Raw genomic sequence first — 26727 nt, forward strand, 5'->3', positions numbered from 1 at the left:
GGGCCGCCTCTTCTGGTCATGGCGCTCTGGCGTGAGGGAGGCACAGAGTCGATATTCAACCGCCCGCTTCCCCTCATCATGACCAAGGTGTCGGCCAATCAAGGGGATGAGGCTCCCGTCAGGGGAGGGCCGTGCCGCGTTGCCATCACGGTGGGCAGAAAAACCTTGCGACCCGGCCTCAGTGCCGATTGACAAAGGCACAGGCGGTGGCATGATGCGCTCGCATTTTGCCTCTCCCCACGGTTCTATCCATGACCACATACTCCCGCCCGGTGCTGCTCCTGCTCTGTGGCCTGCTGTTGCTGACCCTGGCCATCGCGGTATTGAATACCCTGGTTCCGCTCTGGCTCGCCCATGAGCATCTGCCCACCTGGCAGGTCGGCATGGTCGGCTCCTCCTATTTCACCGGCAACCTGCTGGGAACCCTGCTGGCGGGCAGACTCATCGCCCGCTGCGGCTTCAATCGCAGTTACTACCTGGCCAGTGCGCTCTTTGCCGCAGGCTGCGTCGGGCTCGGCATGACCCTGGCGTTCTGGAGCTGGCTCGCCTGGCGATTCATCGCCGGGGTCGGCTGCGCCATGATCTGGGTGGTGGTGGAGAGCGCGCTGATGTGCAGCGGCAACGCCCGCAATCGAGGGCGCCTGCTGGCCGCCTACATGATGGTCTATTACGTGGGCACCGTGCTTGGGCAACTGCTGGTTAGCAAGGTACCGACGTCGCTGATGGCGGTGCTGCCCTGGGTGACCGCCCTGGTGTTGACGGCCATGCTGCCGCTCTTGTTCACCCGCATCGCCAGTCCGTCAGGCAACCTTCAGGCCAGGACTCCGGTCTGGCCGATGCTGCGCCTGCGTCAGGCGCGTCTGGGGGTGAACGGCTGCATCCTCTCCGGCATCGTGCTGGGGGTGCTTTATGGTCTGATGCCGCTCTATCTGAACCACCAGGGGGTGAGCGACGGGGCCATCGGCTACTGGATGGCGGTGATGGTGAGCGCCGGCATCCTGGGGCAATGGCCGGTGGGGCGTCTGGCGGATCGTTTCGGGCGCCTGCCGGTGCTGCGGGTACAGGTGCTGGTGGTGATCCTGGGGCCATGGCGATGCTCGGCAACGCGGCCATGGGACCGACGCTGTTCATTCTGGGGGCCGCGGGCTTCACGCTCTATCCGGTGGCCATGGCCTGGGCCTGCGAGAAGGTGGAGCAGCATCAACTGGTGGCCATGAACCAGGCGCTGCTGCTGAGCTACACCATCGGCAGCCTGCTCGGGCCGACCCTGACGGCGCTCTTGATGCAGCACTACTCGGATCATCTGCTGTTCATGGTGATTGCCGGGGTCTCCCTGGTCTATCTGCTGATGCTGCTGCGCAAGATGGGCGAGCACCCGACGCCGATGGCCCATGCCTGAGGGCAGACGGCGTCATCATCCCTGTGCACGGATATAGAAGAGGCGACCCAAGGGTCGCCTCTTTTTCGTCATGGGCCGGGCGGTGCCGCTCAACCAAACCGGTGCCTTGCTGCTTCAAAGAGCGAGAGGTGCAGCGGGATCAACTGCTGCCAGTCTCGCCGGTAACCCCCGCCCGGTACGGCGGTGATGGGCAGCCCGTGGCGAAGCGCAGAGTCAAAGACCATGGCATCGCGCTGGCGCACGCCTGAGTCGCTCAGGGAGAGGTAGCCTAGCTCGTCGTCCCGGTGCACATCCACCCCGGCCTGATAGAGGATGAAGTCGGGGGCGTAGAGGCGATGAGCCAGGGCGAGGGCCTGGTTCAGGGTCTCGAGATAGGCGTCGTCCTCTATGCCGCTTGGCAGGGGAAAATCCAGATGGGAGGCCGGCTTGTGGCGGGGGAAGTTGTGTTCTCCGTGCAGGGAGAGGGTGATGATGTCACGGCTGCCCGTGCACAGGGCGGCGCTGCCATCTCCCTGATGGACATCGAGATCCACGATCAGTACCCGCTCGCAGAGTCCCTCGTCCAGGCAGGTTCGTGCCGCGATCACCAGATCGTTGAAGAGGCAGAAGCCGCTGCCAAACCCCCGGTGTGCGTGGTGGTAGCCGCCGGAAATCTGCAGTCCGCAGCCCTGCGCAAGGGCGTGGCGGCTGGCGGCCAGGGTGGCGCCGACCGAGTGCAGGGTACGTTCAATCAGCAGGGGAGACCAGGGAAAGCCGAGCCGGCGAATGGCCCCTTCATCGAGAGTACCGGTGAGGGCGGCCTGTACATAGGCCGCATCGTGCACCTTCTCTATCTGCTCACGGCTGGCAGGGGTGGCCTGTGCCAGCGGATAGTCGAGGGCGACGAGGCGTTCAAACAGCGCCTGGTACTTGGCCAGGGGGAAGCGGTGACGCTCGGGCAGCCTCAAGGCGGAGTAGTGGGGGTGATAGAAGATGCGCAGTGACATGAAGCATCGGCCATGAACGGGTATGAAAAAGGCGCTGTCCCAATTACATGTTGAAAGGCTAACCTTGAAGTAGGTCATCACCCTGAGGGCCTCCATCATGGATACCCAAGCCTTTCAACATCTACTGTCTCTCTTTCCACAGCTCACCATGCGCCAGCGTCGCCTCGCGCAACATGAACTCACTACCCCTCACCCAATCACCTCGCTGGCCGCTCAACTCCCCGCTTGTCGATGTTGCCCTCACTGTCAGGCCGAGGCTACGCAGTTGGCTCCCTGGGGTTGGAGTCGAGGGCTGCGTCGTTATCGCTGCAAGCAGTGTCTGCGCACCAGTTCCGTTCTCACCAAGACGCCTCTGGCTCGACTTCGCAAGGCACAATGCTGGGAAGACTACGCCCAGGCCCTCATCGACGGTCTGACCGTCCGACAGGCTGCCGTCCGCTGCGGAGTCTGTAAAAACACCGCCTTCTTGTGGCGTCACCGCTTCCTGAAAGCCATGGCGAGTCACCAGGCGGCACGGGAAGGGGGTATCGTCGAGGTTGATGAGACCTTCTTCTTGGAGTCGTTTAAAGGGCAACGTGGTTTGCCCCGCCCGGCCCGCCACCGTGGGGGCAAAGGCCGTACCCGAGGCACAGGGCCGGATTACATCCCGGTGATGGTGGTTCAGGACCGGGCTGGTCACCATGCGGATTTTCAGTTGGAGAAAATGAATGCCGAGACGGTGATAGCTGTTTTGACACCCCTTGTCTCGTCAGATGCGGTGTTGTGTAGCGACGGCGCCGGGGTGTATGCCAGTTTCAGCAAAGCGCAGGGAGTGACCCATCAGGTCGTGCGCAATCGTCAAGGCGAGCGTGTGGTTGGCGCGTACCACATCCAGCATGTAAACGGATATCACCGTCGATTGAAAGAGTGGATGGAGCGGTTCCATGGGGTAGCGACCCACTATCTGAGAAATTATCTGGGTTGGCGAAGGATGTTGGAGCGCTACGGGCGGGAAGTGAATGTACCACGTTGCTTGCATGAGGCGCTGGGGCGCCCCATGCAACACGTAATTGGGACATAGCCATGAAAAAGGGGAGCCAGGCTCCCCTCGATGCAGGCGTGCGATGCGCCTTACTGCTGCTGGATCACCCAGATCTGGAAGGCTTTGCGGGTCTCCGCATCGGCCTTGTTGTACCAGCTCTGCAGCTGGGTCAGGGCTTTCGGATTGCTCATGGCCTTGCTCGGGGCCACTTCGGCCGGTGCGCTGGCGGCGGCCATCACGGCGGCGCTGGAGATGGCGACGGTCTTGGGCTGGTTGAAGGCCTTGCCCATATTGATCAGCTCCTGCTGATAGTCGCGGGTCAGCTGGAAGCCACCCACGGTCGGCATGACGAACTGCTCGCTCTCCACTACCTGACCGCTGACCTTGTCTCTGAGAACGACGTTTTGATCCTTGATAAAGAGTCTGGCTTCCTCTTCCTTACGGGGCTTCTTGAAGTCGAGGAAGAGTTGCTGGTTGTCGGCGGCGGTGAAGTTGATCACCAGGGGCTCGGCGGTGACCAGCTTGATCTCGCTGCGGCTGGAGTAGTTGCCCTCGAAGGCGACCACGACCTGGTGTTTGCCGGGCTCCAGGGAGAAGGTGCTGGTCTTGTCGAGCAGCTTGGGATTGATGGACTCACCATCGAGCAACTGCATCACGTAGGGATTCTGTATTTCCAGTTGGCTAGCGGCCAGGGCGCTACCTGCCCACAACAGACCAGCCAGGGCCGGTACCAGAACAGTCAGTTTCATTTCATCTCCTTGAACAGTCAGGCAATTGCCCACTGAAAAATAGGAGGTCATTTTTACAGGTTTGCCCCACAGCGGCAATAGCCGTTTATGGCGCCTTCCGGTGTGCGGGGTGTGGATCCCGCTGCCCCGAGTCCTGCGGGCAGCGTGCTCTTCTATCTTCCTGCCCCCTCCTGACATGAGGGTCAGGGGAGCGCATGGCGGGCGTCAGCCGTGTCACTCGATGCGTCGGGTGAAGGGGGGGAGGGCGTCCAGCAGCCCCTTGCCGTAGCGCTTGGTCAGCAGGCGCCGGTCCAGGATGGTGACCCGCCCCCGATCCGCCTCTTTTCGGATGAGGCGGCCACAGGCCTGGATGAGCTTGCGCGACGCTTCCGGCACCGTCAGTTGCAGGAAGGGGTTGCCGCCGCGCTGCTCTATCCACTCGGCGGTCGCCTCTTCCACGGGGGAGTTGGGCACCGCGAAGGGGAGCTTGGTGATCACCAGGTTGGTGAGGTAGTGGCCGGGCAGATCCAGCCCTTCCGAGAAGCTGCCGGTGCCAAAGAGGATGCTGGCCTGGCCGCCGTCGCACTTCTGTTTGTGCAGGAGGAGCAGGGCGCTGCGGGACGCTTCCCCCTGTACCAGGAGCGACATCCCCTTGGCCCGCAGCCCCACCGCCACCTCGTTCATCTGGCGATAGGAGGAGAAGAGCACCAGGCTGGCCTCCTTGCCTGCCAGCAGGCGGGGCAGGGTATCGATCAACTCCTGGGTGAAGGCGGGGGCACTGGGTTCATGGGCCATCTTGGGCAGATAGAGTTCGGCCTTGTGGTAGTCGAAGGGGGAGCGCAGCCGCAGATAGCGGGTGCCGTCATGCTCCTTGAGCCCCACCTGGTGGCGAAAATAACTGAAGGAGGAGAGGGCGGTGAGGGTCGCCGACACCAGCACGGCCCCGAGACAGCGGGACCAGAGCCACTCCTCCAGCAGATACCCCACCTCGATGGGGGAGGCGTGCAGCCAGATGTCCCCGTCCTCGCTTCTGGCCATCCAGCGGGCGAGGGGGGTCTTGCCGGTGGGAACATGGCGGCTCAGCATCTCCCAGAGGGCGCAGAAGCTCTCGAGCCGTTGCAAGTGAAAACCGCTCTCCGCCAGCAGAGGCTCGGCCTCCTTGCGACGGATGTCGCCATCCTTGAGCGCCTCGCCGATGGCCCCCTGCATTCTGTCCAGCGCCCTCAGTGCCTTCTTGCTCGCCTCCTTGAGGTTTTCCGCCAGCATGGGCAGGGGATCCGGCAGCACCCCATCGGCGAATCTGTGGTGGGGCTCGCCGCCAAAGAGGTGATCATTGCTGGCGAGCCACTGCTCGAGGGCCTTGAGATCCGGCTGGAGAGAGGCCAGGGCATCCTGCAGTTTGAGCTGGGGATCGAGCAGGCTCTCCTTGTTCAGCGTCCTGGCCAGCTTGCCCGCGCTTTGCACCAGCTTTTCCAGCCAGCGGCGGGATCCCTTGATGCTGGCGCTGGCGGCGCCGTGATCCCGGGCGATGGTGGGCAGGTGATGGGCTTCGTCCAGCACATAGATGCACTCGTCCGGCGGCGGCAATATGATGCCGCCCCCCATGGTGAGGTCGGAGAGCAGCAGGGCGTGGTTGACCACCAGCACGTCTGCTGCGTCCATGTCGTTGCGGGCCCGATGGAAGGGGCAGTGCTGATGGTGGCTCAGGGCCTTGTTGCAGGTGTGGCGGTCGGCTGCGATGCGATCCCAGCAAGGGTCTGGAATGGGTTTGGGCCAGTTGTCCCGATCCCCGTCCCACTTGCCTTCGGTGTAGGCCTGCCACAGCCCCTGGTAGCACGCTTTGTCAGCATCCGATGGCTTGTGTTTGCTCAATGCGCCGAAGTCGAGTTCGAAATTGGCCATCTCGCTGCCGTTTGCCGCCTGCTCCAGCAGGTGCTCGCAGCAGTAGCGCTGGCGCCCCTTGACCAGCATGAAACGAAACGGCAGCTCGCTGTGACGGTGATAAAAGGGGAGATCCTTGTGGATGAGCTGCTCCTGCAGGGCCACGGTGGCGGTGGAGATCACCAGCTTCTTCTGGGTCAGCCGTGCCACTGGGATGGCCCCCTGGGCATAGGAGAGGGACTTGCCGATGCCGGTGCCTGCCTCGGCCACCAGGATGCGGCGACTCCTGTCATATTCTCCCGTCAGGGTCTTGGCGATTTCGGCAACCAGGAAATTCTGCTCCTTGCGCGGCACAAAACCGGGTAAACCATCGGCAATCTGGCGATAGGTATTGCGGATGGTGGCTTTGAGGCGAGTCGATAGCATAAAGAAGGTGTGGCCGTGTCGGTGTGGATGGCAACAGGATACCCGCAACAGGCGGCCCGGGTCGAGGCAGGGGAGAAGCAGTCGGGTCAGCCCCGGCTTTGCACATATGTTATGAGGGAACAGGGGGTTGCAATAAACCACCAAAAAAGAGGGATTCAGGCAGAGAGTATCGCTGTAAACGTTTTCCCTGATGGGGCAAACATTGTGAGATTCAGCTCACAAATTTTTCCCTGTGACTATGGTTTTCATAAAAAGTTCCAAGTTTTTTCATTGCGGATTCGAAAACCCGGTGATAGTCTCGGCGGCATAGTGATGCAAAGAACATCGCTAACACAGGGAATAACAAGGACTTAGTGTTTAATTACAGTAGGCATTGGAAACTATGAAAAAGACAATTCTGGCTATTGCTATCCCGGCTCTGTTCGCATCCGCAGCCAACGCTGCTGTCGTTTACGACAAAGACGGCACCTCTTTTGATATCTACGGCCGTGTTCAGGCTAACTACTACGGTGACAGTGATAACCCCAATCCTCTCACTCAAGCTGATACACAGGGTGATGCAGAGCTGATCGGTACCTCCCGTCTGGGTTGGTCCGGTAAAGTTGCGCTGAACAACACCTGGTCCGCTATCGCCAAGACCGAGTGGCAAGTAGCTGCCGAAAACTCTGACGACTCCAAATTTAAGTCTCGTCATATCTATGCTGGTTTTGATGGCACCCAGTACGGCAAGATCATCTTCGGCCAGACCGACACCGCGTTCTACGACGTGCTGGAAGCAACCGATATCTTCAACGAGTGGGGCAGCTACGGTAACTTCTACGACGGTCGTCAAGAAGGCCAGATCATCTACTCCAACAGCTTCGGTGGCTTCAAGGGCAAACTGTCCTACCAGACCAATGACAATGAAGCCGTCAAAGTGGCTGATGTTGGTGGTAACTCCTTCACTACCGAATTCCCTGGCATCAAGCGCAACTACGGTTACGCAGCTGCCGCCGGTTACGACTTTGACTTCGGTCTGGGCCTGAACGCCGGTTATGCTTACTCCGACCTCGAGAGCACCACCAATACCAACACTGGTGAGAAGTCCGAGTGGGCTCTGGGCGCACACTACGCCATCAACGGCTTCTACTTCGCTGGTGTTTACACCGAAGGCGATCTGAAGAACGACACCACTGGCTACAAGGGTGAAGGTCGTGGCTACGAGCTGGCTGCTTCCTATAACGTTGATGCCTGGACCTTCCTGGCTGGTTACAACTTCAAGGAAGGCAAGGACAACACTGCTGGTTCTTCCTACGAAGACATGGTTGACGAAACCCTGCTGGGCGTACAGTACGCTTTCACTTCCAAGCTGAAAGCCTACACCGAGTACAAAATCCAGGGTATCGACAAGATGGACGACGAGTTCACTGTTGCCCTGCAATACAACTTCTAATCTAGCCTCTGCGCTGATTTAGTTGATGAACGGCCAAGCTTGCTTGGCCGTTCTGTTTTTTGGCCCCTTCACTACTTTTCGTCCTCTGGCCCTGCGCCATATCACGTTGTCTTCCTTGCCCCCTTGGTTCTCCTCTGGTAAATCGCTAGATTATTCAATTTGTTGAAGCAGATTGGCCGACAGGGAAGGATGCCTTTGATCGATTTCACCCACCCCGAGTGGCGCACGCTGGCACAGCAGTTGCTGAGCGGCGGCCCCCAGGCTGTTCGCGGTCGTCAATGGCAGCCGCTCATCGGCATGCTTCGGGACAACCAGTTGCTGCTGGCCCTTGGCAATCACCACTATGAGCTCACCCCTGCCGGGCACCGCTATCTGACCCGGGAGCTGATGCTGGCGAAGATGGCCAGTGCCCCGCCGGAACCCGAGGAGTGGCTACAATCCCACGGCTGGCAACTGGGGGAGAGGGTCAACGAGCGGGTGCTGGCGGCCCTGTATCGCAAGGGGGAGGGTCATTTCAGCCCCATCGAGCAGATCGACTTCGAAGACAAGGGGATCCGGCTTTGCACTGATCTGCCCCTTCGTCTGCGGGCCGCACGGCCGTTCAGCCTGTTTCTCAGCGGCGGCACCCTGCTGGATGCCGCCCCCTGGCTCCAGACCCTGGGGGAGGTGGCGCTGCCAGCCCGCACCCTGGCGCAGCTTGGCAAGATCCTCTGGGGAGAGGGGGAGATACAGCGGGTGATCACAACCGATGCCGTCGGCGCTTTCGCCGAGTTGCCACTGCCCGCCGACGCCCTGCTGGTCTGGTATCCTGCCGAGGATCCCGGCACGCTGGAGCCCCTGATCGCTGCCTTGCCGCCCCAGACCCTCTGGAGCCACCTCACCGCCCTGGATCCGGCCGGGGTCGACAGAGTACTGGCATTGGCCCAGCGGTTGGGGAGACCGGCGAGCTGGTGGTTGCCCCGGGATCTGGTGCCCATCAAGGCGGCTTACGGGGCTCCCCTGGGGGATGGTCGGCCCTGGGAGCCGAGCCGTATCCCCCGTGCGCTGCTGGCGCAGTGCAATGATCTGGTGGAGTCGAATCGGGGTCTGTCGGTCGAGGTGTGTGCCCTGGCACCGGATTGGCACGGGATTGGTTGAGGCGGCGCCGAGAAAGCGGTTTTCCCCTATGGAAGGCAGTGGTATAAAGAGCTGACGAAGCGCTCCCTGGACGGGCGCTTTTGTTTGCCAACCTACTTTGCCAGCCAACGAACTCAACGGACTACAGGGAATACCATGTTTGAAAAGGTTGTTGCCGCCCCAGCGGATCCGATCCTGGGCCTGACCGAAGCCTTCCGTGCCGACACTCGCAGCCACAAGATCAATCTGGGGGTCGGTATTTACAAGGATGAGACCGGTGCCACTCCTATCCTTCACTGCGTCAAGCAAGCCGAGCAGAAGCTCTTGACCGACGAGAAGACCAAGAACTACCTCGGTATCGAAGGCAATATCGAATACGGCCGCATCGTGCAGCAACTGCTGTTCGGCCGTGATGCCGCCCTGGTGACCAGCGGCCGCGCCAAGACGGCGCAGGCGCCGGGCGGTACCGGTGCCCTGCGTATCGCCGCCGAGTTCGTGGTACGCAACAATCTCGCCAAGACCATCTGGATCTCCGATCCCACCTGGGCGAACCACGTCAGCGTGTTCCAGGCGGCCGGTTTGACCGTCAAGTGGTACAAGTACTACGACGCCGCCACCAAGGGACTCGACTTCGCCGCCATGCAGGCCTCCCTGTCTGACGCGCAGGCGGGGGATCTGGTGCTGCTGCACGGCTGCTGCCACAACCCGACTGGTATCGACCCCACCACCGAGCAGTGGCGCGCCCTGGCCAGGCAGAGTGCCGCCGCCGGCTGGCTGCCGCTCTTTGACTTCGCCTATCAGGGCTTCGCCCGGGGTATCGAAGAGGATGCCGAAGGCCTTCGCATCTTCGCCGAGTGCCACGACGAGCTGCTGGTGGCGAGCTCCTTCTCCAAGAACTTCGGCCTCTACAACGAGCGGGTCGGCGCCTTCACCCTGGTCTGCGCGACCAAGGCGGTGGCCGACGTCGCCTTCACCCAGGTGAAGACCGTCATTCGTGCCAACTACTCCAACCCGCCGTCACATGGCGCCGCCGTTGTCACCACCGTGGTGAGCGACCCGGCCCTCTATGCGGAGTGGGTGGAAGAAGTGGCCGCCATGCGGGTGCGCATTCGCGAGATGCGCGAGCTGCTGGTGGAGAAGCTGGCCGAGCGGGGGGTGAACCAGGATTTCAGTTTCATCCGCGAACAGAACGGCATGTTCTCCTTCTCCGGTCTCTCCAAGGATCAGGTGGAGCGCCTCAAGAGCGAATTCGCCATCTATATCGTCGGCTCCGGCCGGATCAGCGTGGCAGGCATCACCCGCGCCAACATTGATCCCCTCTGCGACGCCATCGCCAAGGTGTTGTAAGAGAGAAGCATCTGCGCCAAGCGCCTTGCTTCAGCCATAAAAAGCCCGCCGTATCGGCGGGCTTTTTCATTTTCCGGCATCAGCGGCGCCGCTTGCTGCTTCCCAGCAGGGAGCCGAGCACCCCGCGCATCAGCTGGCGTCCCACCTCGTTGCCGAGGGTGCGGGCCACGCTCTTGGCGGCGGTCTGCACCACCCCGTCATGCTGGCCACCACGGGGGCCGGTGCGACCGAACAGGATGCCATTCAAGGCATCCAGCAGACCGCCGCCCTGGTCGGTCTGTGGGGAAGCGGTCTCGTCACCGGCGGCGGGCGATGTCTCTTGAAGTCGCTCGAACGCGGACTCCCTGTCCTCCTGGGTGTCGTATCTGCCGTAGAGCAATGAGCCCTGAATAAGCGCATGGCGCTCGGCCGCGCTCAGGGGGCCGATGCGGCTGGCCGGGGGCGCGATGAAGGCGCGCTCCACCACGCTGGGCCGCCCCTTCTCGTCGAGCAGGGAGATGAGCGCCTCCCCGACCCCCAGTTCAGTGATGGCTCCGGCGGCGTCGAAGGCAGGGTTGGCCCGCAGGGTGTTGGCGGCGATGCGCACCGCCTTCTGATCGCTCGGGGTGAAGGCGCGCAGGGCGTGCTGCACCCGGTTGCCAAGCTGCCCCAGCACGCTGTCGGGGATGTCGGCCGGGCTCTGGGTCACGAAATAGACGCCCACCCCCTTGGAGCGGATGAGGCGCACCACCAGCTCAATTTTCTCCAGCAGCGCCCTGGGCGCATCCTTGAACAGCAGGTGGGCCTCGTCGAAGAAGAACACCAGCACGGGCTTTTCCGGATCCCCTATCTCGGGCAACTGTTCGAACAGCTCGGAGAGCAGCCAGAGCAGGAAGCAGGCATAGAGGCGGCTGGACTGGGTGAGCTTGCCGGCGGCCAGCACATTGATATGGCCGTGGCCCGCCTCGTCGGTCTGCATCAGATCCTGGATGTCCAGCATGGGCTCGCCGAAGAAGTGATCGCCGCCCGCGCTCTCCAGGGTGAGGAGGTTGCGCAGGATGGCGCCGATGGAGGCGGTCGACACATTGCCGTAGCGGGTGGTGAGGGTCTTGGCGTGCTCCCCCGCAAACTGCACCATGGCCCGCAGGTCTTTCAGATCGAGCAACAGCAACCCCTCGTCGTCCGCCACCTTGAACACCAGCTCCAGCACCCCGCTCTGGGTGTCGTTGAGGCCGAGCAGGCGTGCAAGCAACAGAGGCCCCATGTCGGAGACGGTGGCCCGCACCGGGTGGCCCTCTTCGGCGAAGAGATCCCAGAACAGGGTGGGGCTGGCGGCAAAGTCGGGTGCCTGAAGGCCGAGCTGGGCCAGACGGGCATCCAGCTTGGCAGAGGGGGTGCCGGCGGCGCCCAGGCCGCTCAGATCCCCCTTCACATCTGCCAGAAAGACCGGCACGCCGAGGCGGGAAAACCCCTCCGCCAGCACCTGCAGGGTGACTGTCTTGCCGGTGCCGGTGGCCCCGGTGATAAGGCCGTGGCGATTGGCCATGGCGGGGAGCAGGGAGAGGGGGTTGCCATTGGCATGGGCCAGCGTGAGCGGTTCGGCCATGGTGGGCTCCTTGTTTCGAATGGGGGTCGAAAAACAACGGGTTACAAGGAGTGTGGTGGCAGAGGCAGACGATGGCAAGGCACGCCGCCCGAGACAAGGACGGCGTGCTGGCAACCTAGCGGGGGCGGGCCAGTTTGCCCAGTTGCAACAGCAGCAGGGTGAGCAAGGCGCCAGCGGCAGCGCTCAGCACCGCCAGCAGCAGGCTGCCGAGCAGGAAGGGGGGCACCAGGATAGCCGCTTCCTGCTCCAGCCAGTGCAGGGACCAGGTGAGATGGAAGGGGGCTGGCGTCTCGTTCAGCACCAGGCAACCGGTACGATAGGCGTAGAGGTACATGAAGGGGAGTGTCAGCGGGTTGTTGAACCAGACCGCCAAGAGGGCCAGCGGCAGGTTGAAGCTGAAGGCCAGCACCAGGGCGACGGCCACCAGGGAGTGCATGGGCATGGGGACCCAGCTGGCGAACAGCCCGGCCGCCACGGCGCCACAGAGGGCCCGTGTTCCCCCTTGCCAGAGGGCGGGGGTCAGCAGTCGCTCGCCAAAGAGGGCGAACCACTTCTGTTGGCGCAGGGTATCGGGGTCAATCTTGAAGCGGGCCAACCAGCGATTCAGCATGGGCGCGCCACCTTGCGTTTTTGCCACTGGCGCACCGTGCTCAGGCGCCAGCCCGCGCGAACCAGGACATAGCCGACGAGGGCGCTCAGCAGGGCAAGCACCAGGGAGCCCAGCAAGAGCGGCGGGGCCACCGTCTCGAACACCGACACCAGCCAGGCCCAGGTGAAGGTGATCTCGATGTGTTGGGAGGGTTGCCCCAGCAACTGGCAGCCCACCAGATAGGCGCCATAAAACAGCGGTGGCATGGTCAGGGGGTTGGAGAGCCAGACCAGGGCTACCGAGAGGGGCAGGTTGACCCGGCAGGCGATGGCGCCGCCAGCGGCCAGCAGCATCTGGCAGGGGAGGGGAACCCAGGCCATGAAGAGGCCGACCGCACAGGCACCGGCGGCGGAGCGCCGGTTGAGATGCCAGAGGTTGGCATCCAGCAGCAGCTTGCCAAAGAGTCGCAAGTGCTTGTGTTCCTTGAGGGTCGCCGGGTCGGGTAGCCAGCGCTGTATGATTCGTTTGGGCATGTTCTGAACCTTGCTAAATACTTGCTCCATGGATCTGCGTCTGTTGTCGTTTGCCCTGGGGGCAAGCTCCTCACTGCTTTGGCCATGGCTGCCTTCATGGGAATGGGGTGGCCTGATGCTGCTGCTCGCGCTCCCCCTCGCCGGTGGTCGTTGCTGGCGGCTGCTGTTTCTGCTGCTCGGCATCCTCTGGATGCAGGTGAATTTGCACTACCGGCTTGCCTGGCTGGATCAGCTTGGCAAAAAAACGAGCCACATCATAACCGCACACGTGCAAAGTACGGAGTCTTCGGGAGAGAAAGAGGGGGATAAATTTGCGCGCCTGCTGCTGCGCCTCGACACCCTGGACGATCGCCCCCTCATCGTGCCACCCCTGGTGCGGGTCAATGCCTATCAGGTGTTGCCGCCGTTGCCTGCCGGCAGCCGCGTCACCCTGGTGACCTCTCTCAAGCCGGCCCATGGCCTGGCCAACGAAGCGGGGATGGATGGGCGGCGCCTGCTCCTTGGCAAGGGAATCACTGCCACCGGCAACCTGCGCCGGGTCATCGCCCTGGATGCCGTGCCCCCGGGTGTGCGCGATCGCTGGCTGGCGGCGGCGAGTCGCGCCTGGGAGGGGATGGCGCAGGCCCCCCTGCTGGCGGCCCTCACCTTCGGGGAACAGGGAGGGATCACGGATGCCCAGTGGGAACTCTTTCGCGGCAGCGGCCTGACCCACATCATCGCCATCTCGGGCCAGCATATTGCTCTGGTAGCGGTGCTCGGCTGGTGGCTCGGGCGGCTGTTCGGGCTGCGCGGGGCTATCTGCGTGTCACTCCTGTTCGCGGCCACCTACAGCTGGCTGGCGGGGTTTGCGGTGGCCACCGAGCGTGCCCTCATCATGGTGCTGGTGTGGAGCCTGCTGCGCTGGCTAAAGCGGGACTGGCCGAGCCACCGGATCTGGCTGTGGGCCTTCGTGGTGCTGACATTGTGGGACCCTTTCGCCCTCTATTCTGCGGGGTTCTGGCTCTCTTTTCTGGCGGTGGCCCTGCTGTTGCTGGCGAGCCTGCTGCACGATCGCCCCGGCCTGGTGCGGCTGCAACTTCTGCTGCTGCTCGGATTGCTGCCCCTGCAACTGCTGCTGTTCGAGGGGATGGCGCCCCTGGCGTTTCTGCTCAATCTGCTGGCACTGCCGCTGTTCTGCCTTGTCATCATTCCCCTGGCGCTCATCGGCGTGCTGGTGGCCCCCCTCTCCACGTTGCTGGCCCACGGCCTGCTCTGGGTCTCCGCCTTCGGCCTGGAGTGGGTGCTGTGGGGGCTCACGCAGCTGGCGGATCGCCTGCAGCTCTGGTGGCCGGTGCCCGGCTGGCTGATGCCCGCCAGCGCCCTGCTGATCCTGCTGTGGACGGGATGGCACCTGCCGGGAGGGCGCGCCCTGGGGGGGCCGGTGGCGGCGGCCCTGCTGCTCGCCCTCTGGCCTGCTCCCGCTTCCTGGCAGGTGAGGGTGCTGGACGTGGGGCAGGGGCTATCGGTGCTCGTCACCCGGGGCGAGCGGGCCATCCTGTTTGATACCGGGGATCGCTACCCAGGGGGCTACAACATGGCGGATGCGGCCATCCTGCCCCTGCTCAACCGACTCGGCATCCGGGTGATCGACACCCTGATCATCAGCCACAGAGACAGGGATCACGCGGGCAACCGGCAGGCTATGCTGCAGAGCATGGCGGTGCGCCGGGAGCTCTCCTCCTTCCCCTTTGCACCGGCTACCCAGGCCTGCCGCCGAGGTCAGCAGTGGCATTGGCAGGGACTGGATGTGCGGGTGCTCTGGCCCCTGGCAGCCGGGGCGGGGCGCAACAACGATAGTTGTGTGGTACAGCTGGACGACGGGCGTCATCGGCTGCTGCTGAGCGGCGACATCGAGCAGCAGGCGGAGCGCCGCCTGCTGGCACTGGCGCTGGAGGAGGTGGAGGGCGCGGGGCTGGCCAGCACCCTGCTGGTGAGCCCGCACCATGGCAGTCGCACCTCCTCCACGGCCCCCTTCGTGGCGGCGGTGAAACCTGCCTTCGTGGTGCACAGCGCAGGCTTCATGAACCAGTGGGGTTTTCCCCGCCCCGAGGTGGTGGCGCGATACCAGGGGGCGCGGCAGTGGGTCACGGGGGAGGCGGGCGCCATCCTGATCGAGCCGGGGGACGCGGGGCTCAGGATCCGGGCCGAGCGGGAGCAGGGGCCCTGGTACCGGCGTGGCGGCCCCTGGTGGCAGCCGCAGGTATGGGGAAGGGAGTGAGGATCCAATGAGCCTGCCCGGCAAGGGGTGGCCTTCATTTGTGACCCGGGTTGTAGCCATCGCGCCAGCGGCGCTTGGTGTAGCTCCAAGGTTTGGCTAGAATAGCCCGTCATTTCCCTTATTAACGGCTATTCATGCAACAAGAAACCTCACAAGAGAGCTGGACCGTCTTCAAGCGCCTGCTCGGTTATGTCCGGGATCGCAAGCTGGGTCTGGTGGGCGGCATCATTGGCATGCTGGGTTACGCGGCCGTGGATACCACCTTCGTCTACTCCATCAAACCGCTCATCGATCAGGGGCTCAACGGCAACGACAGCAGCGTGCTCAAGTGGATGCCCTTCTTCGTCCTCGGCATCGTGGCTCTGCGCGGCTGCGCCGCCTTCCTCTCCAACTACTGCATGGCCTGGGTCGGCAACCACGTGGTGATGCGCCTGCAGCAGCAGGTGTTCAGCCACCTGATGGCCATGCCCATGAGCTTCTTCGACCGCCAGAACACCGGCAACCTGCTCTCCAAGGTGACCTATGACGCCGGTCAGGTGTCGTCCGCCGCGAGCTCGACCCTGGTCTCCCTGGTGCGGGAAGGGGCCACCGTCATCGGCCTGCTGGGCCTGATGTTCTGGCACTCCTGGCAGTTGTCGGTGATCTTCCTGGTGGTGGGGCCCCTGGTCGGGATCCTCATCAGCATCATCAGCCGACGTTTTCGCAAGATAAGCCGCCACATCCAGCAGGCGGTGGGTGACATCACCACCTCCACCGAGCAGATGCTCAAGGGGCACAAAGAGGTGCTGATGTTCGGGGGCCAGGAGGTGGAGGACAAGCGCTTCTACCAGGTGAGCAACCGGATGCGCCAGCAGACCATGAAGATGGTCGCCGCCGACGCCATCGGCAGCCCCATCGTCCAGATGGTGGCCTCCGTGGCCCTTGCGGTCTTCCTCTATGTCGCCACCATCGACAGCGTCAAGGCGACCCTGACCGCGGGCACCTTCACCGTCATGGTCACCTCCATGATGATGCTGCTCAAGCCGCTGAAAAGCCTGACCGACGTGAACAACCAGTTCCAGCGCGGCATCACCGCCTGCCAGAGCCTGTTCGGTCTGCTGGACTCCACTCCGGAGCAGGACACCGGCACTCGCACCCTGGAACGTGCCCGAGGTGAAATCGAGTTTCGCAACGTCACCTTCACCTACCCGACCAAGGAGACACCGGCGCTGCGCAACATCAGCTTCAAGGTGGAGGCGGGCAAATCGGTGGCCCTGGTGGGTCGTTCCGGCTCCGGCAAGAGCACCATCGCGAGCCTCCTGACCCGCTTCTATGACATCGAAGAGGGGGAAATTCTGCTGGATGGCGTCAACATCCGCGAATACCGCCTGAGCGAGCTGCGCAAGCAGTACGCCCTGGTCTCCCAGCACGTGCACCTCTTCAACGACTCCGTGGCCAACAACATCGCCTACGCGGCGGAAGAGAAGTACAGCCGCGACGAGATCAAGCAGGCGGCCCGCATCGCCCATGCGGACGACTTCGTCAGCAAGATGCCGGAAGGCTATGACACCGTCATCGGCGAGAACGGCGCCTCCCTCTCCGGCGGCCAGCGCCAGCGCATCGCCATCGCCCGCGCCCTGTTGCGGGACTCCCCGGTGCTGCTGCTGGACGAAGCTACCTCGGCCCTGGACACCGAGTCCGAGCGTCACATCCAGGCGGCCATCGACGAGCTGTGCAAGGCGCGCACTTCCCTCGTGATCGCCCACCGCCTCTCCACCATCGAGAAGGCGGACGAGATCCTGGTGATCGACGAGGGACACATCGTCGAGCGCGGCAACCACCAAACCCTGATGGACATGCATGGTACTTATGCCCAGCTGCGGGCCATTCAGTTTGGTAATACAGCCACGGGTAACAAGGGCTGATGCTGGCCAGACTCTGGTACGGGAACAGCCTCTGGCGCTGGGGGCTGGCCCCCTTCGCCCTGCTGTTTGCCCTGATCAGCGGTGTCCGCCGTCTGGGGTATCGCCGAGGCTGGTTCAGCGCCTATCGGGCCACCCTGCCGGTGGTGGTGGTGGGCAATCTCTCGGTGGGGGGCAACGGCAAGACCCCGGTGGTGGTCTGGCTGGTGGAACAACTCCAGGCCCGGGGCTGGCGCCCAGGCGTGGTCAGCCGCGGCTATGGCGGCAAGGCGCCCCATTACCCTTATCGACTGGATGAGAGCAGTACCCCGGCCGAGGCCGGGGATGAGCCCGTGCTCATCGCAAGGCGCTGCGGTTGCCCCGTGGCGGTGGCCCCCAGACGGGCCGATGCTGTGCGGTTGCTGGAGCAAAGCGGTGAGGTGGACATCATCGTGACCGACGACGGCCTGCAGCACTATGCCCTGGCCCGTGACATCGAACTGGTGGTGGTGGACGGTGCGCGCCGCTTTGGCAATGGCTGTCTGCTGCCCATGGGGCCGCTGCGCGAGCCCACGACCCGCCTCAAGCGGGTGGACGCCATCATCTGCAACGGCGGCGAACCCGCCCGTGGCGAGTACGCCATGCGCCTGGTGCCGGATACCCTGCGCCGGGTGTGCGACGATGCGCCTCTCACGGCCCCCCTCTCGGGGCCGGTGGATGCCCTGGCGGGCATCGGCCATCCCCCCCGTTTCTTCGCCACCCTGACCGCCCTTGGTTATGAGCTGGTGCAGAGCGTCGGCTACGGGGATCACCAGGCGTTCGACGCCGCCGAGCTGCTGGCCCGCTTCGGCCAGCGCCCCTTGCTGATGACCGAGAAGGATGCGGTCAAGTGCCGCCCCTTCGCCCCGGACAACTGGTGGTATCTGCCGGTCAGCGCCGAGCTGCCCGATGCCCTGGGGGAGGCGCTGCTGCGCACCCTGGGCCCGCAGCCCGGAAGAGGGGACGGGCACCAGGCGCCCTGACGGGGCGCCACCGGATTGGAACAGACGGCCAGCGCCCGGACTCGGGGGCTGGCCCTGCACATTGACATGCCAGGCAAGATCGCCTGTGGGAAATCGTTAAAGGAGTTTCGTTGTGGCACTGGATATTAAACTGCTCGACATCATCGCCTGCCCGGTCTGCAAGGGGAAACTGCACTATCAGGCTCACGCGGGTTCCCAGGAGCTGATCTGCCGCTTCGACAGGCTGGCCTACCCGATGGAGGAGGGGATCCCCGTCCTGCTGGAGAACCGGGCCCGCCACCTGGCGCTGGAAGAGCTGAAGCCATGAGTTTCGTCGTCGTCATTCCGGCCCGCTACGCTTCCACCCGGCTGCCGGGCAAGCCGCTGGCGGACATCCACGGCAAGCCCATGGTGCAGCACGTGGTGGAGAAGGCCCTGCAATCCGGCGCCGATCGGGTGATCGTCGCGACCGACGATGAGCGGGTGCAGCAGGCGCTGGCGCCGTTTGCCGCACAGGCCGGCTTCGAGGTGTGCATGACCTCACCGGGTCACCAGTCCGGTACCGAGCGTCTGGCCGAGGTGAGCCGTCACTACGGTTTTGCCGCCGATACCATAGTGGTCAACGTGCAGGGAGATGAGCCCCTCATCCCGCCGTCCATCATTCGTCAGGTGGCGGACAACCTGGCCGCCGCCAGCGCCCCCATGGCCACTCTGTCGGTGCCGATCGTGGATGCCGAAGAGGCGTTCAACCCGAATGCCGTCAAGGTGGTGACCGACAAGGATGGCTACGCCCTCTACTTCAGTCGCGCCTCCATCCCCTGGGATCGGGATGCGTTCGCCAGGAGCCGCGAGCAGATAGGCCCCCATTACCAGCGCCACATCGGCATCTACGCCTATCGCGCCGGTTTCATCCAGCATTACGTGGACTGGGCACCGAGTCAGCTCGAGCAAGTAGAGGCGCTGGAGCAGCTGCGGGTGCTCTGGTACGGGGAGAAGATCCACGTCGCCCAGGCCCTGGAGGCACCGCCGGTCGGGGTGGATACCCAGGCCGATCTCGACAAGGTGCGTGCGCTGCTGGCTGGTTGAGGCTGGCGGAACGGCTTTGATGCAAAACGGCGCCCCAGGGCGCCGTTTTTTAATTGGTTCTTTGTATAGTAATTTGATTTAAAAAGGATTTTACGAGCAATTTCAAACTTTTCCCGGCCATGGTTTGCCAAATCATCGAGTTTGGTTATGATGCAAGACGCCGTGTTAACCCTAACTGGCATATAACGAGATAAAAAACGGGGTGTTTGGGTGATTAATGTATTCCTGGTCGATGATCATGAGTTGGTGCGTACAGGGATAAGACGCATTTTGGAAGACGTCCGCGGGATCAAGGTGGTGGGCGAGGCGCAGAGCGGGGAGACCGCGGTGGCCTTCTGTAGGCAACATCACCCCGATGTGATCCTGATGGACATGAACATGCCGGGCATCGGCGGTCTGGAAGCGACCCGCAAGATCCTGCGGATCCGCCCCGATGTGCGCATCATAGTGCTGACCATTCATTCAGAAAATCCGTTCCCCACCAAGGTGATGCAGGCGGGGGCCGCCGGGTATCTCACCAAGGGGGCCGCGCCGGACGAGATGATCCACGCCATTCGCCTGGTGCACTCCGGTCAGCGTTACATCTCCCCGGAGATCGCCCAGCAGATGGCCCTGAGCCAGTTCGCCTCCGCCGACGAGAACCCCTTCAAGTCCCTCTCCGAGCGGGAGCTGCAGATCATGATGATGATCACCAAGGGGCAGAAGGTGACCGACATCTCCGAGCAACTCAACCTGAGCCCGAAGACGGTCAACAGCTACCGCTACCGCCTGTTCAGCAAGCTGGGGATCAACGGTGACGTGGAGCTGACCCATCTGGCCATTCGTTATGGCATGCTGGATGCCGATACCCTGTAACGGGGGCGTGTGGACACCAAAGGCGGCACCGGCCGCCTTTTGCTTTTTGCAGGCTGTGGGCAGTATGCTCTCCCCGTCTTTTTGCATTCATCCGTTGAGTCGAGTTGCCGATGACCCTCTCTCCCGAGCCCCATTTTGACAGCAAGGCATTCCTGAGTGCCGTCACCCACCAGAGCGGTGTTTACCGCATGTACGACAGCGGCGGCACCGTCATCTACGTGGGCAAGGCCAAGGATCTCAAGAAACGGCTCGCCTCCTACTTTCGGGCCAACGTCGACAGCATCAAGACCCGCACCCTGGTGCGCCAGATTGCCGATGTGCAGGTAACGGTCACCCACACCGAGACCGAGGCGCTGATCCTCGAGCACAACCTCATCAAGCAGTACCAGCCCCGCTACAACGTGCTGCTGCGGGATGACAAGTCCTACCCCTGGATCATCATCACCGACCATCGGCACCCGCGCATCGGCGTCCATCGCGGCGCCCGCAAGGTGAAGGGGGAGTATTTCGGCCCTTACCCCTCCGGCGGCGCGGTACGCGAGAGCCTGCACCTGATGCAGAAGATCTTCCCGGTGCGCCAGTGCGAGGATGCGGTCTATGCCAACCGTACCCGCCCCTGCCTGCTCTACCAGCTCAAGCGCTGCGCCGGCCCCTGTGTGGCGGGGCTGGTGAGCGAGGCCGAGTATGCCCAGCAGGTGGCGCTGGCCAAGCTGTTCCTCGCGGGCAAGAACCAGCAGGTGATAGGGGAACTGGTGGGCAAGATGGAGTCCGCCAGCGGCGATCTGCGCTTCGAGGAGGCGGCCCGCTACCGGGATCAGATCCAGGCCCTGCGCCGGGTCACCGAGCAGCAGTCGGTGAGCGGCAACGTGCTGGACGAGCTCGACGTGGTGGGGGTGGCCTTCGAGCAGGGGACCGCCTGCATCCACGTGCTCTTCATCCGCCAGGGCAAGGTGCTGGGATCGCGCAGCTACTTCCCGAAAGTGCCGGCCGATACCCCGCTTGACGAGGTGGTGCAATCCTTCCTGCTGCAGTTCTATCTGTCGGGGCAGGGGGGACGGCAGATCCCGAGCGAGGTGCTGCTGGACGTGGCGCTGGAGGATGAGAGCGTCATCGCCGACACCCTGAGCCAGACCGCCGGCTACAAGGTGCGGGTGGTGAGCCGGACGCGCAGCGAACGGGCCCGCTTCATCAAGCTCGCCTCCATCAATGCCCAGACCGCGCTGCGCTCGCGCCTCGCCCACAAGAGCACCATCACCGCCCGTTACGATCAGCTGGAGGAGCTGCTGGAGCTCGAGACCCCCATCGCCCGCATGGAATGTTTCGATATCTCCCACACCATGGGGGAGCGCACCGTGGCCTCCTGCGTGGTGTTCAACCGGGAGGGGCCGCTCTCCTCGGAATACCGCCGCTTCAACATCGACGGTATCACCGGCGGGGATGACTACGCCGCCATGGAGCAGGCGCTGGAGCGTCGCTTTGGCAAGCAGCAGGAGCCGGACAAGGTGCCGGATGTGCTGTTCATCGACGGCGGTCTCGGCCAGTTGCGCCGCGCGGAGGAGATCCTGGCGCGCCAGCTGGAGTTTCTCGGCGGCAAATACCCGCTGCTGGTGGGCATCGCCAAGGGGGTGACCCGCAAGGCGGGGCTGGAGACCCTGATCCTGGGGGACAGCCACGAAGAGCTGCATTTGCCGGCGGACATGCCCGCCTTGCACCTCATCCAGCACATTCGCGACGAATCCCATCGCTTTGCCATCACGGGCCACCGGGCCAGGCGGGCAAAGGCCCGCACCACCAGTACCCTGGAAGAGATTCCCGGGGTGGGGCCGAAACGGCGGCAGGCGCTGCTCAAATACCTGGGGGGTTTGCAGGAGGTGAAAAAAGCCGGGGTGGACGAGCTCGCCAAGGTGCCCGGCATCAGCCAGGAGCTGGCCCAGTCCATCCACGACGCATTGCACTCGCTCTAGCGCTGCCTTTGGTGTGAAGGAGGTCACGCCAGGGGGCATCAGGGCGTGCCGCCTGCGCACAAGAGCCGTGACGCAGGGGGCTCCCAAATGCCATAATGACCGGCATCCTGAGGTTATTGATGGATTAATGGACCAAGGCGGGCGCCAGTTCGGTTGCATCCGCGATCGGCTTGGGGCTACCATGTAGCGGCATACAAGAAGTGGCTGAAAATAATGACAAATATTCCTAACCTGCTGACGTTCTTTCGGATTTTGCTCATCCCCGTCTTCGTCATCCTGTTCTACCTTCCCTATCAGTGGTCCTACATGGCGGCGGCCATCGTCTTTATCCTGGCGGCCGCAACCGACTGGTTTGACGGCTATCTTGCCCGCAAGCTGAACCAGTCCACCGCCTTTGGCGCCTTCCTCGATCCGGTGGCCGACAAGATCATGGTAGCGGCGGCCCTGGTGGTCATCGTCGAGCACTACAACACCGTCTGGGTCACCATCCCCGCCATGACCATGATTGGCCGGGAGATTATCATCTCCGCCCTGCGTGAATGGATGGCCGAGCTTGGCAAGCGCTCCTCGGTGGCGGTCAGCTGGATTGGCAAATGGAAGACCATGATCCAGATGGTGTCGCTCACCGGCCTCATCTGGCAATACGACATCTGGATGGTGTGGCTCGCCTATGTGCTGCTCTACGTGGCCACCGTGCTCACCTTCTGGTCCATGTTCCAGTACATGAAGGCTGCCTGGGGCGATCTGAGCTACCACTCCCGGTTCTAGTCCCGACGGGAAGATGGCCGTTTCTCTGCCACTGGCGCCGAGAAACGGCCATGAGCTGCAAAAGTGTGGGAAAAGGGTAAAAAACACCCGAACGATCAGCGTATTAAATGTTTTTTGTTGACTGGGCGGGGAACATCGCTAGAATGCGTTCTCACAGTCAGGCAGTCAGCCAGACCGATGCGGGAATAGCTCAGTTGGTAGAGCACGACCTTGCCAAGGTCGGGGTCGCGAGTTCGAGTCTCGTTTCCCGCTCCAAATTCAGACAATAGAGAGTTCCTCTCTTTTGCATGGCGCGTTAGCAAAGCGGTTATGCAGCGGATTGCAAATCCGTTTAGTCCGGTTCGACTCCGGAACGTGCCTCCATATTGACAAGCCCGCCACGCGAGCTTGATACCGATTGCGGTGCCCGAGTGGTGAAATCGGTAGACACAAGGGATTTAAAATCCCTCGACGTTCGCGTCGTGCCGGTTCGATTCCGGCCTCGGGCACCATTAAAATTGAAGAAAAAAGCCTTACAGATTAAACAGATACGACGCTTCATTGCGTCGTTTTTGTTTTACCCCCCCAGAATTTCTTTCCCACTTTTGCTGAATTGGCCATTTCCTGTCCAGGTGACTTGTTGCTCCCTGTGATTTGCTGTAATCGGTTGGCTGAGTGCTCCGACATAGGCAAGCAGATGTGTCTTGACACTGCGCCGAGGTTGTCTAGGGATGGTCTTTGGTACTGAAGCTAGCGCGGCTTGTTATGGCGCCTGGGCCTCGCGTTTCGTTGGCCAGCAAACAGATTTGAATCCTATGGTTGTATTCATTTTCCCGGGCTGGTCTTGTGGACAAGTTCGGCAATCCAGTCAGCAAATGCACGCACGGCAGGAGACAGAAAACGCTGATGGGGATAAAGCAATGTGACTGGCACCGATGGCGGTTGCCAATCTGCTAGCACCTCGATGAGCCTTCCTGCCTGCAGGTGCTCCAGTACAACATTCTCGGCAAGCTGGATGAGGCCAAAGCCATCGAGGCACATCTTGATATAAAGCCCCGTGTCATTGACGGCTGCGGTGCCGCTCACAGTAACCGATAGAGTCTCTTTACCGCGGACAAAGCGCATTTCGTTTGCATGCCTGGCGAGGCCCGAAAAGTAGTGGACCGCCTGGTGCATAGACAGTTCTTCAGGGGACTGGGGAACACCGTTTTCGTGAAGGTATTCAGGCGAGGCGCAGGTTACCCACCGAAACCGGCCAAGGGGACGAGCAACAAGGGTGGAGTTATTCAGCTCTCCTGTTCTGATCACGCAGTCCACACCTTCCTGAACAAGATCAACCTGCCGGTCACTCACACCTATCATCAGGTAGATATCTGGATAACGTTGGTGAAAGTCTCTGAGATTCGGCATGACGATGGAATGTGCTATCCCGCTCGGCATATCAACCCGCAAACGCCCCTGTGGCCGCTTGATAGCCTCCGTCAGGCTGGACTCGGCATGTTCAATCAATGAGAGTATTTCCCTGCACTGGCCAAGATACTGCAGGCCTTCAGGGGTGAGGTTCACCCGCCTCGTTGTTCTGTTCAGCAGGCGCACCTGCAGGTATTTTTCGAGGTTTTTAATCGTACTGCTGACTGTCGAGGAAGGCAGTGAGAGGGTCTCTGCTGCCTGCACGAAGCTTCCGGTCTCAGCAACCCGCATAAAGATCTGCATAGCCTGAATACGATCCACAGCCCTTCTCCCTTGAGACGATAACTCTACCGATAGTTCCCATGATTATTCGAAAATCATGAATTATTAAAACAGTTTGGTCATCTTTTTCAGGGTAATAGAGTGCCGTATCTTTTTGCCATTGGCTAGAAAAGAGGCTCTTGAAATGACCGGATACGTTAGAAATATTGTTAATAATCAAGATGTAATACCAGATTCAATCTTGATCAAGGGGGCCACGATCCTCAGCATGGATGAGAGCGTGGGTAACATTGAACGTGGAGACATTCTGATCAGTGGATCAACCATTACGGCCATAGGCGAGGATCTGGAGGCGAATGGTGCCCGTATCATCAATGCTACGAACATGATCGCCATGCCTGGGATGGTGGATTCTCATCGCCACTCCTGGGAGGGACAACTGCGCCGCATCAATCCGAATGCCACTTGTCTGGAAGACTACAGCAACGCCACGCACTTCTCTTTCGCCAAGTACTATCGCCCTGCCGATATGTATATCGGCAACCTGCTGACGGCACTGGGCTGCATTGATGCAGGCATCACCACCGTCATTGACAATTCTCATAACAGCCGCACCGCAGCCCATTCGGACGCCGCCGTCGAGGCCCTGCTGGATGCAGGGATCCGTGCCATACACGCCTCCGGCGCACCGGTATCGGGGGAATGGGACAAGGCTCATTGGCCGGGTAACTGGCAACGCCTGCAAGAGAAATATTTCAAGGACAACCCAGAGAGCCTGGTTTCCCTTGCTGTCATGGCCCAGCTGGAGCCTGCATTGTGGGCCGAGGCTCGCAGGCTGGGACTGCCGATCGTCACGGAATTCTTTGGTTCTTTTATGGCGTCTGAGCTGGAGTCACTGCATCGGCGCGGTCTGCTCGGCCCGGACAATATTTTCAATCACTGTACGTCACTGCCAGATGAGGGATGGAAGATCCTGCGAGAAGCCGGTGTCCGGGTGAATGTCTGCCCGCGCTCCGATGCGCACTATGGCATCGAGGACGGTATGTTTGCCATCCAGGCGGCGCAGCGTCATGGCATCAACCCTGGCCTCAGCGTCGACAATGAAACCTCTTACAGCACTGATATGTTTATGGAAATGCGCGTGGCATTTTACCTGCAACGGGTGATGGGCATGCATCAGCAGCACTGCTGCGGCTCCGACCACTCGCTGACCACGCTGCCGGCTGCCCAACTTCTCAAATCGGCGACTGTCGATGGTGCTGCCTGTGCAGGGCTGCTGGACAAGGTAGGGAGCCTGACGCCAGGAAAACAGGCGGATCTCATTCTGATCAATGTTGGCGATATCAACCTCTACCCGTCCGGCAATGCCTTTGGCACCGTGGTGCATGCGACAGAGCGCAGCAACATTGATACCGTCATTATTGGCGGGCGCATCGTCAAGCAGCATGGCAAGGTGCTTGGCGTAGACAGCACGCGCCTTCGCGCCGCCATTGATGAGTCCCGTGAGCATCTGTTTGCCGCCGCCGGGTATGAGCCTGACATTTTTGCTGACGCCTTCCTGCCGCTGGCACAGGCACACTGACAGGTATGCAACCCATGAGCACACTGTATTACGTCATCGCTTTTGCCGCAGGTCTCGGGATCACGCTGCAGACAACTCTGAATAGCCAGCTGGCACGAGGACTCGGGGGCGATTCGGTCACCGCCGCATTGTTCTCCTTCGCGGCCGGTGCATTCAGCCTCGGGGTCTTCTCGCTGCTGCGTGGCGGATTATTCACCTCGCTTGCGGCCATTCCATCACAGCCTCTGTGGAGTCTGGCTGGCGGCCTGATCGGTGCTTGCGCGCTGTTCAGCTATGTCGTGCTCGCACCGAAAATCGGGTTGTCAGCCCTGCTTGGGTTGGCCATCGTCGGACAGTTGCTCTCATCCCAGGTCATCGACCATTTCGGTCTGCTTGGCACCATCCAGCGTCCGGTATCTTTGATAAAGCTGGGTGGAATGTTGGTCATGCTGACCGGGCTCGTCATCATGCTGTTCGGTGATCGGTTAGCTGAGCGCCTTATGCACTGATGAAGCGGCCTTCTGATGTTTTGACCTTCACGAACGTCTGCCCCGGGGCAGGCGTTCTGCTGATGGGGTTTGCATCCCGGCTCAGTTCCATGACCTGAATAGGGGGACACAAAGAGGCTCGCCTGACCTGGT

The 26727-nt window shown here is 62.0% G+C and carries 22 protein-coding genes, 3 tRNA genes and 1 pseudogene; 19 read left to right on the forward strand and 7 right to left on the reverse strand.

Translation table 11 applies throughout. The features are described 5' to 3' along the window. Together AB5Y70_RS17820 and AB5Y70_RS17825 are read left to right on the forward strand one after the other, a co-directional pair. Positions 1–192, forward strand: a 192-nt coding sequence (locus AB5Y70_RS17820; RefSeq protein ID WP_368176088.1) for a hypothetical protein, incomplete at its 5' end; no start/stop codon positions are given. 59 nt (positions 193–251) lie between these two features. Continuing rightward, positions 252–1399, forward strand: a pseudogene (locus AB5Y70_RS17825) (MFS transporter). An 89-nt stretch (positions 1400–1488) separates the two neighbouring features. Here AB5Y70_RS17825 and AB5Y70_RS17830 read toward each other — a convergent pair. Further along, positions 1489–2385 carry a histone deacetylase gene (locus tag AB5Y70_RS17830; RefSeq protein WP_125117310.1) on the reverse strand — a complete coding sequence of 299 codons (897 nt, stop codon included), beginning with the start codon at positions 2383–2385 and terminating at the stop codon, positions 1489–1491. Between the two features lie 97 nt (positions 2386–2482). On the opposite strand from AB5Y70_RS17830, the gene AB5Y70_RS17835 reads away from it, so the two are divergent. Further along, a complete protein-coding gene (locus AB5Y70_RS17835; protein WP_039039924.1) occupies positions 2483–3445 on the forward strand; it encodes an IS1595 family transposase in 963 nt (320 codons plus the stop codon). A gap of 50 nt (positions 3446–3495) precedes the next feature. Here the strand turns inward: AB5Y70_RS17835 and AB5Y70_RS17840 are convergent, their stop codons facing one another. Then, entirely contained in the window at positions 3496–4155 is a 660-nt protein-coding gene (locus AB5Y70_RS17840; RefSeq protein WP_125117309.1) for a DUF2057 domain-containing protein, read from the reverse strand. A 213-nt stretch (positions 4156–4368) separates the two neighbouring features. Further along, on the reverse strand, positions 4369–6441 hold the full coding sequence (gene dinG, locus AB5Y70_RS17845; protein ID WP_043153863.1) for an ATP-dependent DNA helicase DinG: 2073 nt from the start codon (positions 6439–6441) through the stop codon (positions 4369–4371). Between the two features lie 382 nt (positions 6442–6823). Here dinG and omp38 point away from each other — a divergent pair, with 382 nt between their 5' ends. The 3 genes from omp38 to AB5Y70_RS17860 all read left to right on the forward strand — a co-directional run bounded on the left by omp38 (position 6824) and on the right by AB5Y70_RS17860 (position 10336). Continuing rightward, positions 6824–7873: a porin Omp38 gene (gene omp38 / locus AB5Y70_RS17850; protein WP_043153864.1), complete on the forward strand. Its 1050-nt coding sequence runs from the start codon at positions 6824–6826 to the stop codon at positions 7871–7873. A gap of 195 nt (positions 7874–8068) precedes the next feature. Beyond that, positions 8069–9010, forward strand: a complete 942-nt coding sequence (locus AB5Y70_RS17855; protein WP_049636850.1) for a hypothetical protein — start codon at positions 8069–8071, stop codon at positions 9008–9010. 135 nt (positions 9011–9145) lie between these two features. Then, complete coding sequence (locus tag AB5Y70_RS17860) at positions 9146–10336, forward strand: amino acid aminotransferase (protein ID WP_010675240.1); 1191 nt, start codon at positions 9146–9148, stop codon at positions 10334–10336. A 79-nt stretch (positions 10337–10415) separates the two neighbouring features. Here AB5Y70_RS17860 and AB5Y70_RS17865 read toward each other — a convergent pair whose 3' ends face one another. From AB5Y70_RS17865 to AB5Y70_RS17875, 3 genes are all read right to left on the reverse strand, one after another. Continuing rightward, positions 10416–11921, reverse strand: coding sequence for a helicase HerA-like domain-containing protein (locus AB5Y70_RS17865; RefSeq protein ID WP_139736385.1), 1506 nt, complete (start codon positions 11919–11921; stop codon positions 10416–10418). Between the two features lie 115 nt (positions 11922–12036). Then, positions 12037–12531, reverse strand: a complete 495-nt coding sequence (locus tag AB5Y70_RS17870) for a DUF2062 domain-containing protein (protein WP_102948610.1) — start codon at positions 12529–12531, stop codon at positions 12037–12039. Next, positions 12525–13043 carry a DUF2062 domain-containing protein gene (locus AB5Y70_RS17875; RefSeq protein WP_010675237.1) on the reverse strand — a complete coding sequence of 173 codons (519 nt, stop codon included), beginning with the start codon at positions 13041–13043 and terminating at the stop codon, positions 12525–12527. Before AB5Y70_RS17875 ends, AB5Y70_RS17870 begins: the two co-directional genes overlap by 7 nt. A gap of 115 nt (positions 13044–13158) precedes the next feature. Between AB5Y70_RS17875 and AB5Y70_RS17880 the strand changes: the two genes are divergently transcribed. From AB5Y70_RS17880 to AB5Y70_RS17930, 11 genes are all read left to right on the forward strand, one after another. Then, on the forward strand, positions 13159–15300 hold the full coding sequence (locus AB5Y70_RS17880) for a DNA internalization-related competence protein ComEC/Rec2 (RefSeq protein ID WP_247631709.1): 2142 nt from the start codon (positions 13159–13161) through the stop codon (positions 15298–15300). Positions 15301–15434: 134 nt separating this feature from the next. Then, positions 15435–17204, forward strand: a complete 1770-nt coding sequence (msbA, locus tag AB5Y70_RS17885; RefSeq protein ID WP_010675235.1) for a lipid A ABC transporter ATP-binding protein/permease MsbA — start codon at positions 15435–15437, stop codon at positions 17202–17204. After that, the gene (gene lpxK / locus AB5Y70_RS17890; RefSeq protein WP_049636855.1) at positions 17204–18202 is read left to right on the forward strand and encodes a tetraacyldisaccharide 4'-kinase; all 999 of its coding nucleotides are present in this window, start codon (positions 17204–17206) and stop codon (positions 18200–18202) included. The genes msbA and lpxK overlap by 1 nt, the downstream gene beginning before the upstream one ends. Before the next feature lie 112 nt (positions 18203–18314). Further along, entirely contained in the window at positions 18315–18509 is a 195-nt protein-coding gene (locus AB5Y70_RS17895) for a Trm112 family protein (protein ID WP_043759525.1), read from the forward strand. Beyond that, complete coding sequence (kdsB, locus tag AB5Y70_RS17900; protein WP_368176089.1) at positions 18506–19267, forward strand: 3-deoxy-manno-octulosonate cytidylyltransferase; 762 nt, start codon at positions 18506–18508, stop codon at positions 19265–19267. The genes AB5Y70_RS17895 and kdsB overlap by 4 nt, the downstream gene beginning before the upstream one ends. Positions 19268–19477: 210 nt before the next feature. Continuing rightward, positions 19478–20122 carry a UvrY/SirA/GacA family response regulator transcription factor gene (gene uvrY, locus AB5Y70_RS17905; RefSeq protein ID WP_010675231.1) on the forward strand — a complete coding sequence of 215 codons (645 nt, stop codon included), beginning with the start codon at positions 19478–19480 and terminating at the stop codon, positions 20120–20122. A gap of 110 nt (positions 20123–20232) precedes the next feature. Further along, the gene (uvrC, locus tag AB5Y70_RS17910) at positions 20233–22086 is read left to right on the forward strand and encodes an excinuclease ABC subunit UvrC (RefSeq protein ID WP_029314745.1); all 1854 of its coding nucleotides are present in this window, start codon (positions 20233–20235) and stop codon (positions 22084–22086) included. Positions 22087–22299: 213 nt separating this feature from the next. After that, positions 22300–22854, forward strand: a complete 555-nt coding sequence (gene pgsA / locus AB5Y70_RS17915; protein WP_010675229.1) for a CDP-diacylglycerol--glycerol-3-phosphate 3-phosphatidyltransferase — start codon at positions 22300–22302, stop codon at positions 22852–22854. Positions 22855–23033: 179 nt separating this feature from the next. Beyond that, a tRNA-Gly gene (locus tag AB5Y70_RS17920) sits at positions 23034–23109 on the forward strand. Positions 23110–23143: 34 nt separating this feature from the next. Then, positions 23144–23217, forward strand: a tRNA-Cys gene (locus tag AB5Y70_RS17925). A gap of 41 nt (positions 23218–23258) precedes the next feature. After that, positions 23259–23345: transfer RNA gene (locus tag AB5Y70_RS17930), tRNA-Leu, on the forward strand. 313 nt (positions 23346–23658) lie between these two features. Here the strand turns inward: AB5Y70_RS17930 and AB5Y70_RS17935 are convergent. Beyond that, a complete protein-coding gene (locus AB5Y70_RS17935; protein ID WP_043156228.1) occupies positions 23659–24564 on the reverse strand; it encodes a LysR family transcriptional regulator in 906 nt (301 codons plus the stop codon). 145 nt (positions 24565–24709) lie between these two features. Here AB5Y70_RS17935 and AB5Y70_RS17940 point away from each other — a divergent pair, with 145 nt between their 5' ends. Together AB5Y70_RS17940 and AB5Y70_RS17945 are read left to right on the forward strand one after the other, a co-directional pair. After that, positions 24710–26107, forward strand: coding sequence for an amidohydrolase family protein (locus AB5Y70_RS17940; RefSeq protein WP_029314744.1), 1398 nt, complete (start codon positions 24710–24712; stop codon positions 26105–26107). A 14-nt stretch (positions 26108–26121) separates the two neighbouring features. Beyond that, positions 26122–26595, forward strand: a complete 474-nt coding sequence (locus AB5Y70_RS17945; RefSeq protein WP_010675226.1) for a DMT family transporter — start codon at positions 26122–26124, stop codon at positions 26593–26595. Positions 26596–26727 lie beyond the last annotated feature (132 nt).

The sequence above is a fragment of the Aeromonas sp. s1(2024) genome (genome assembly GCF_040908005.1).
Classification (GTDB): Bacteria; Pseudomonadota; Gammaproteobacteria; order Enterobacterales; family Aeromonadaceae; genus Aeromonas; species Aeromonas caviae.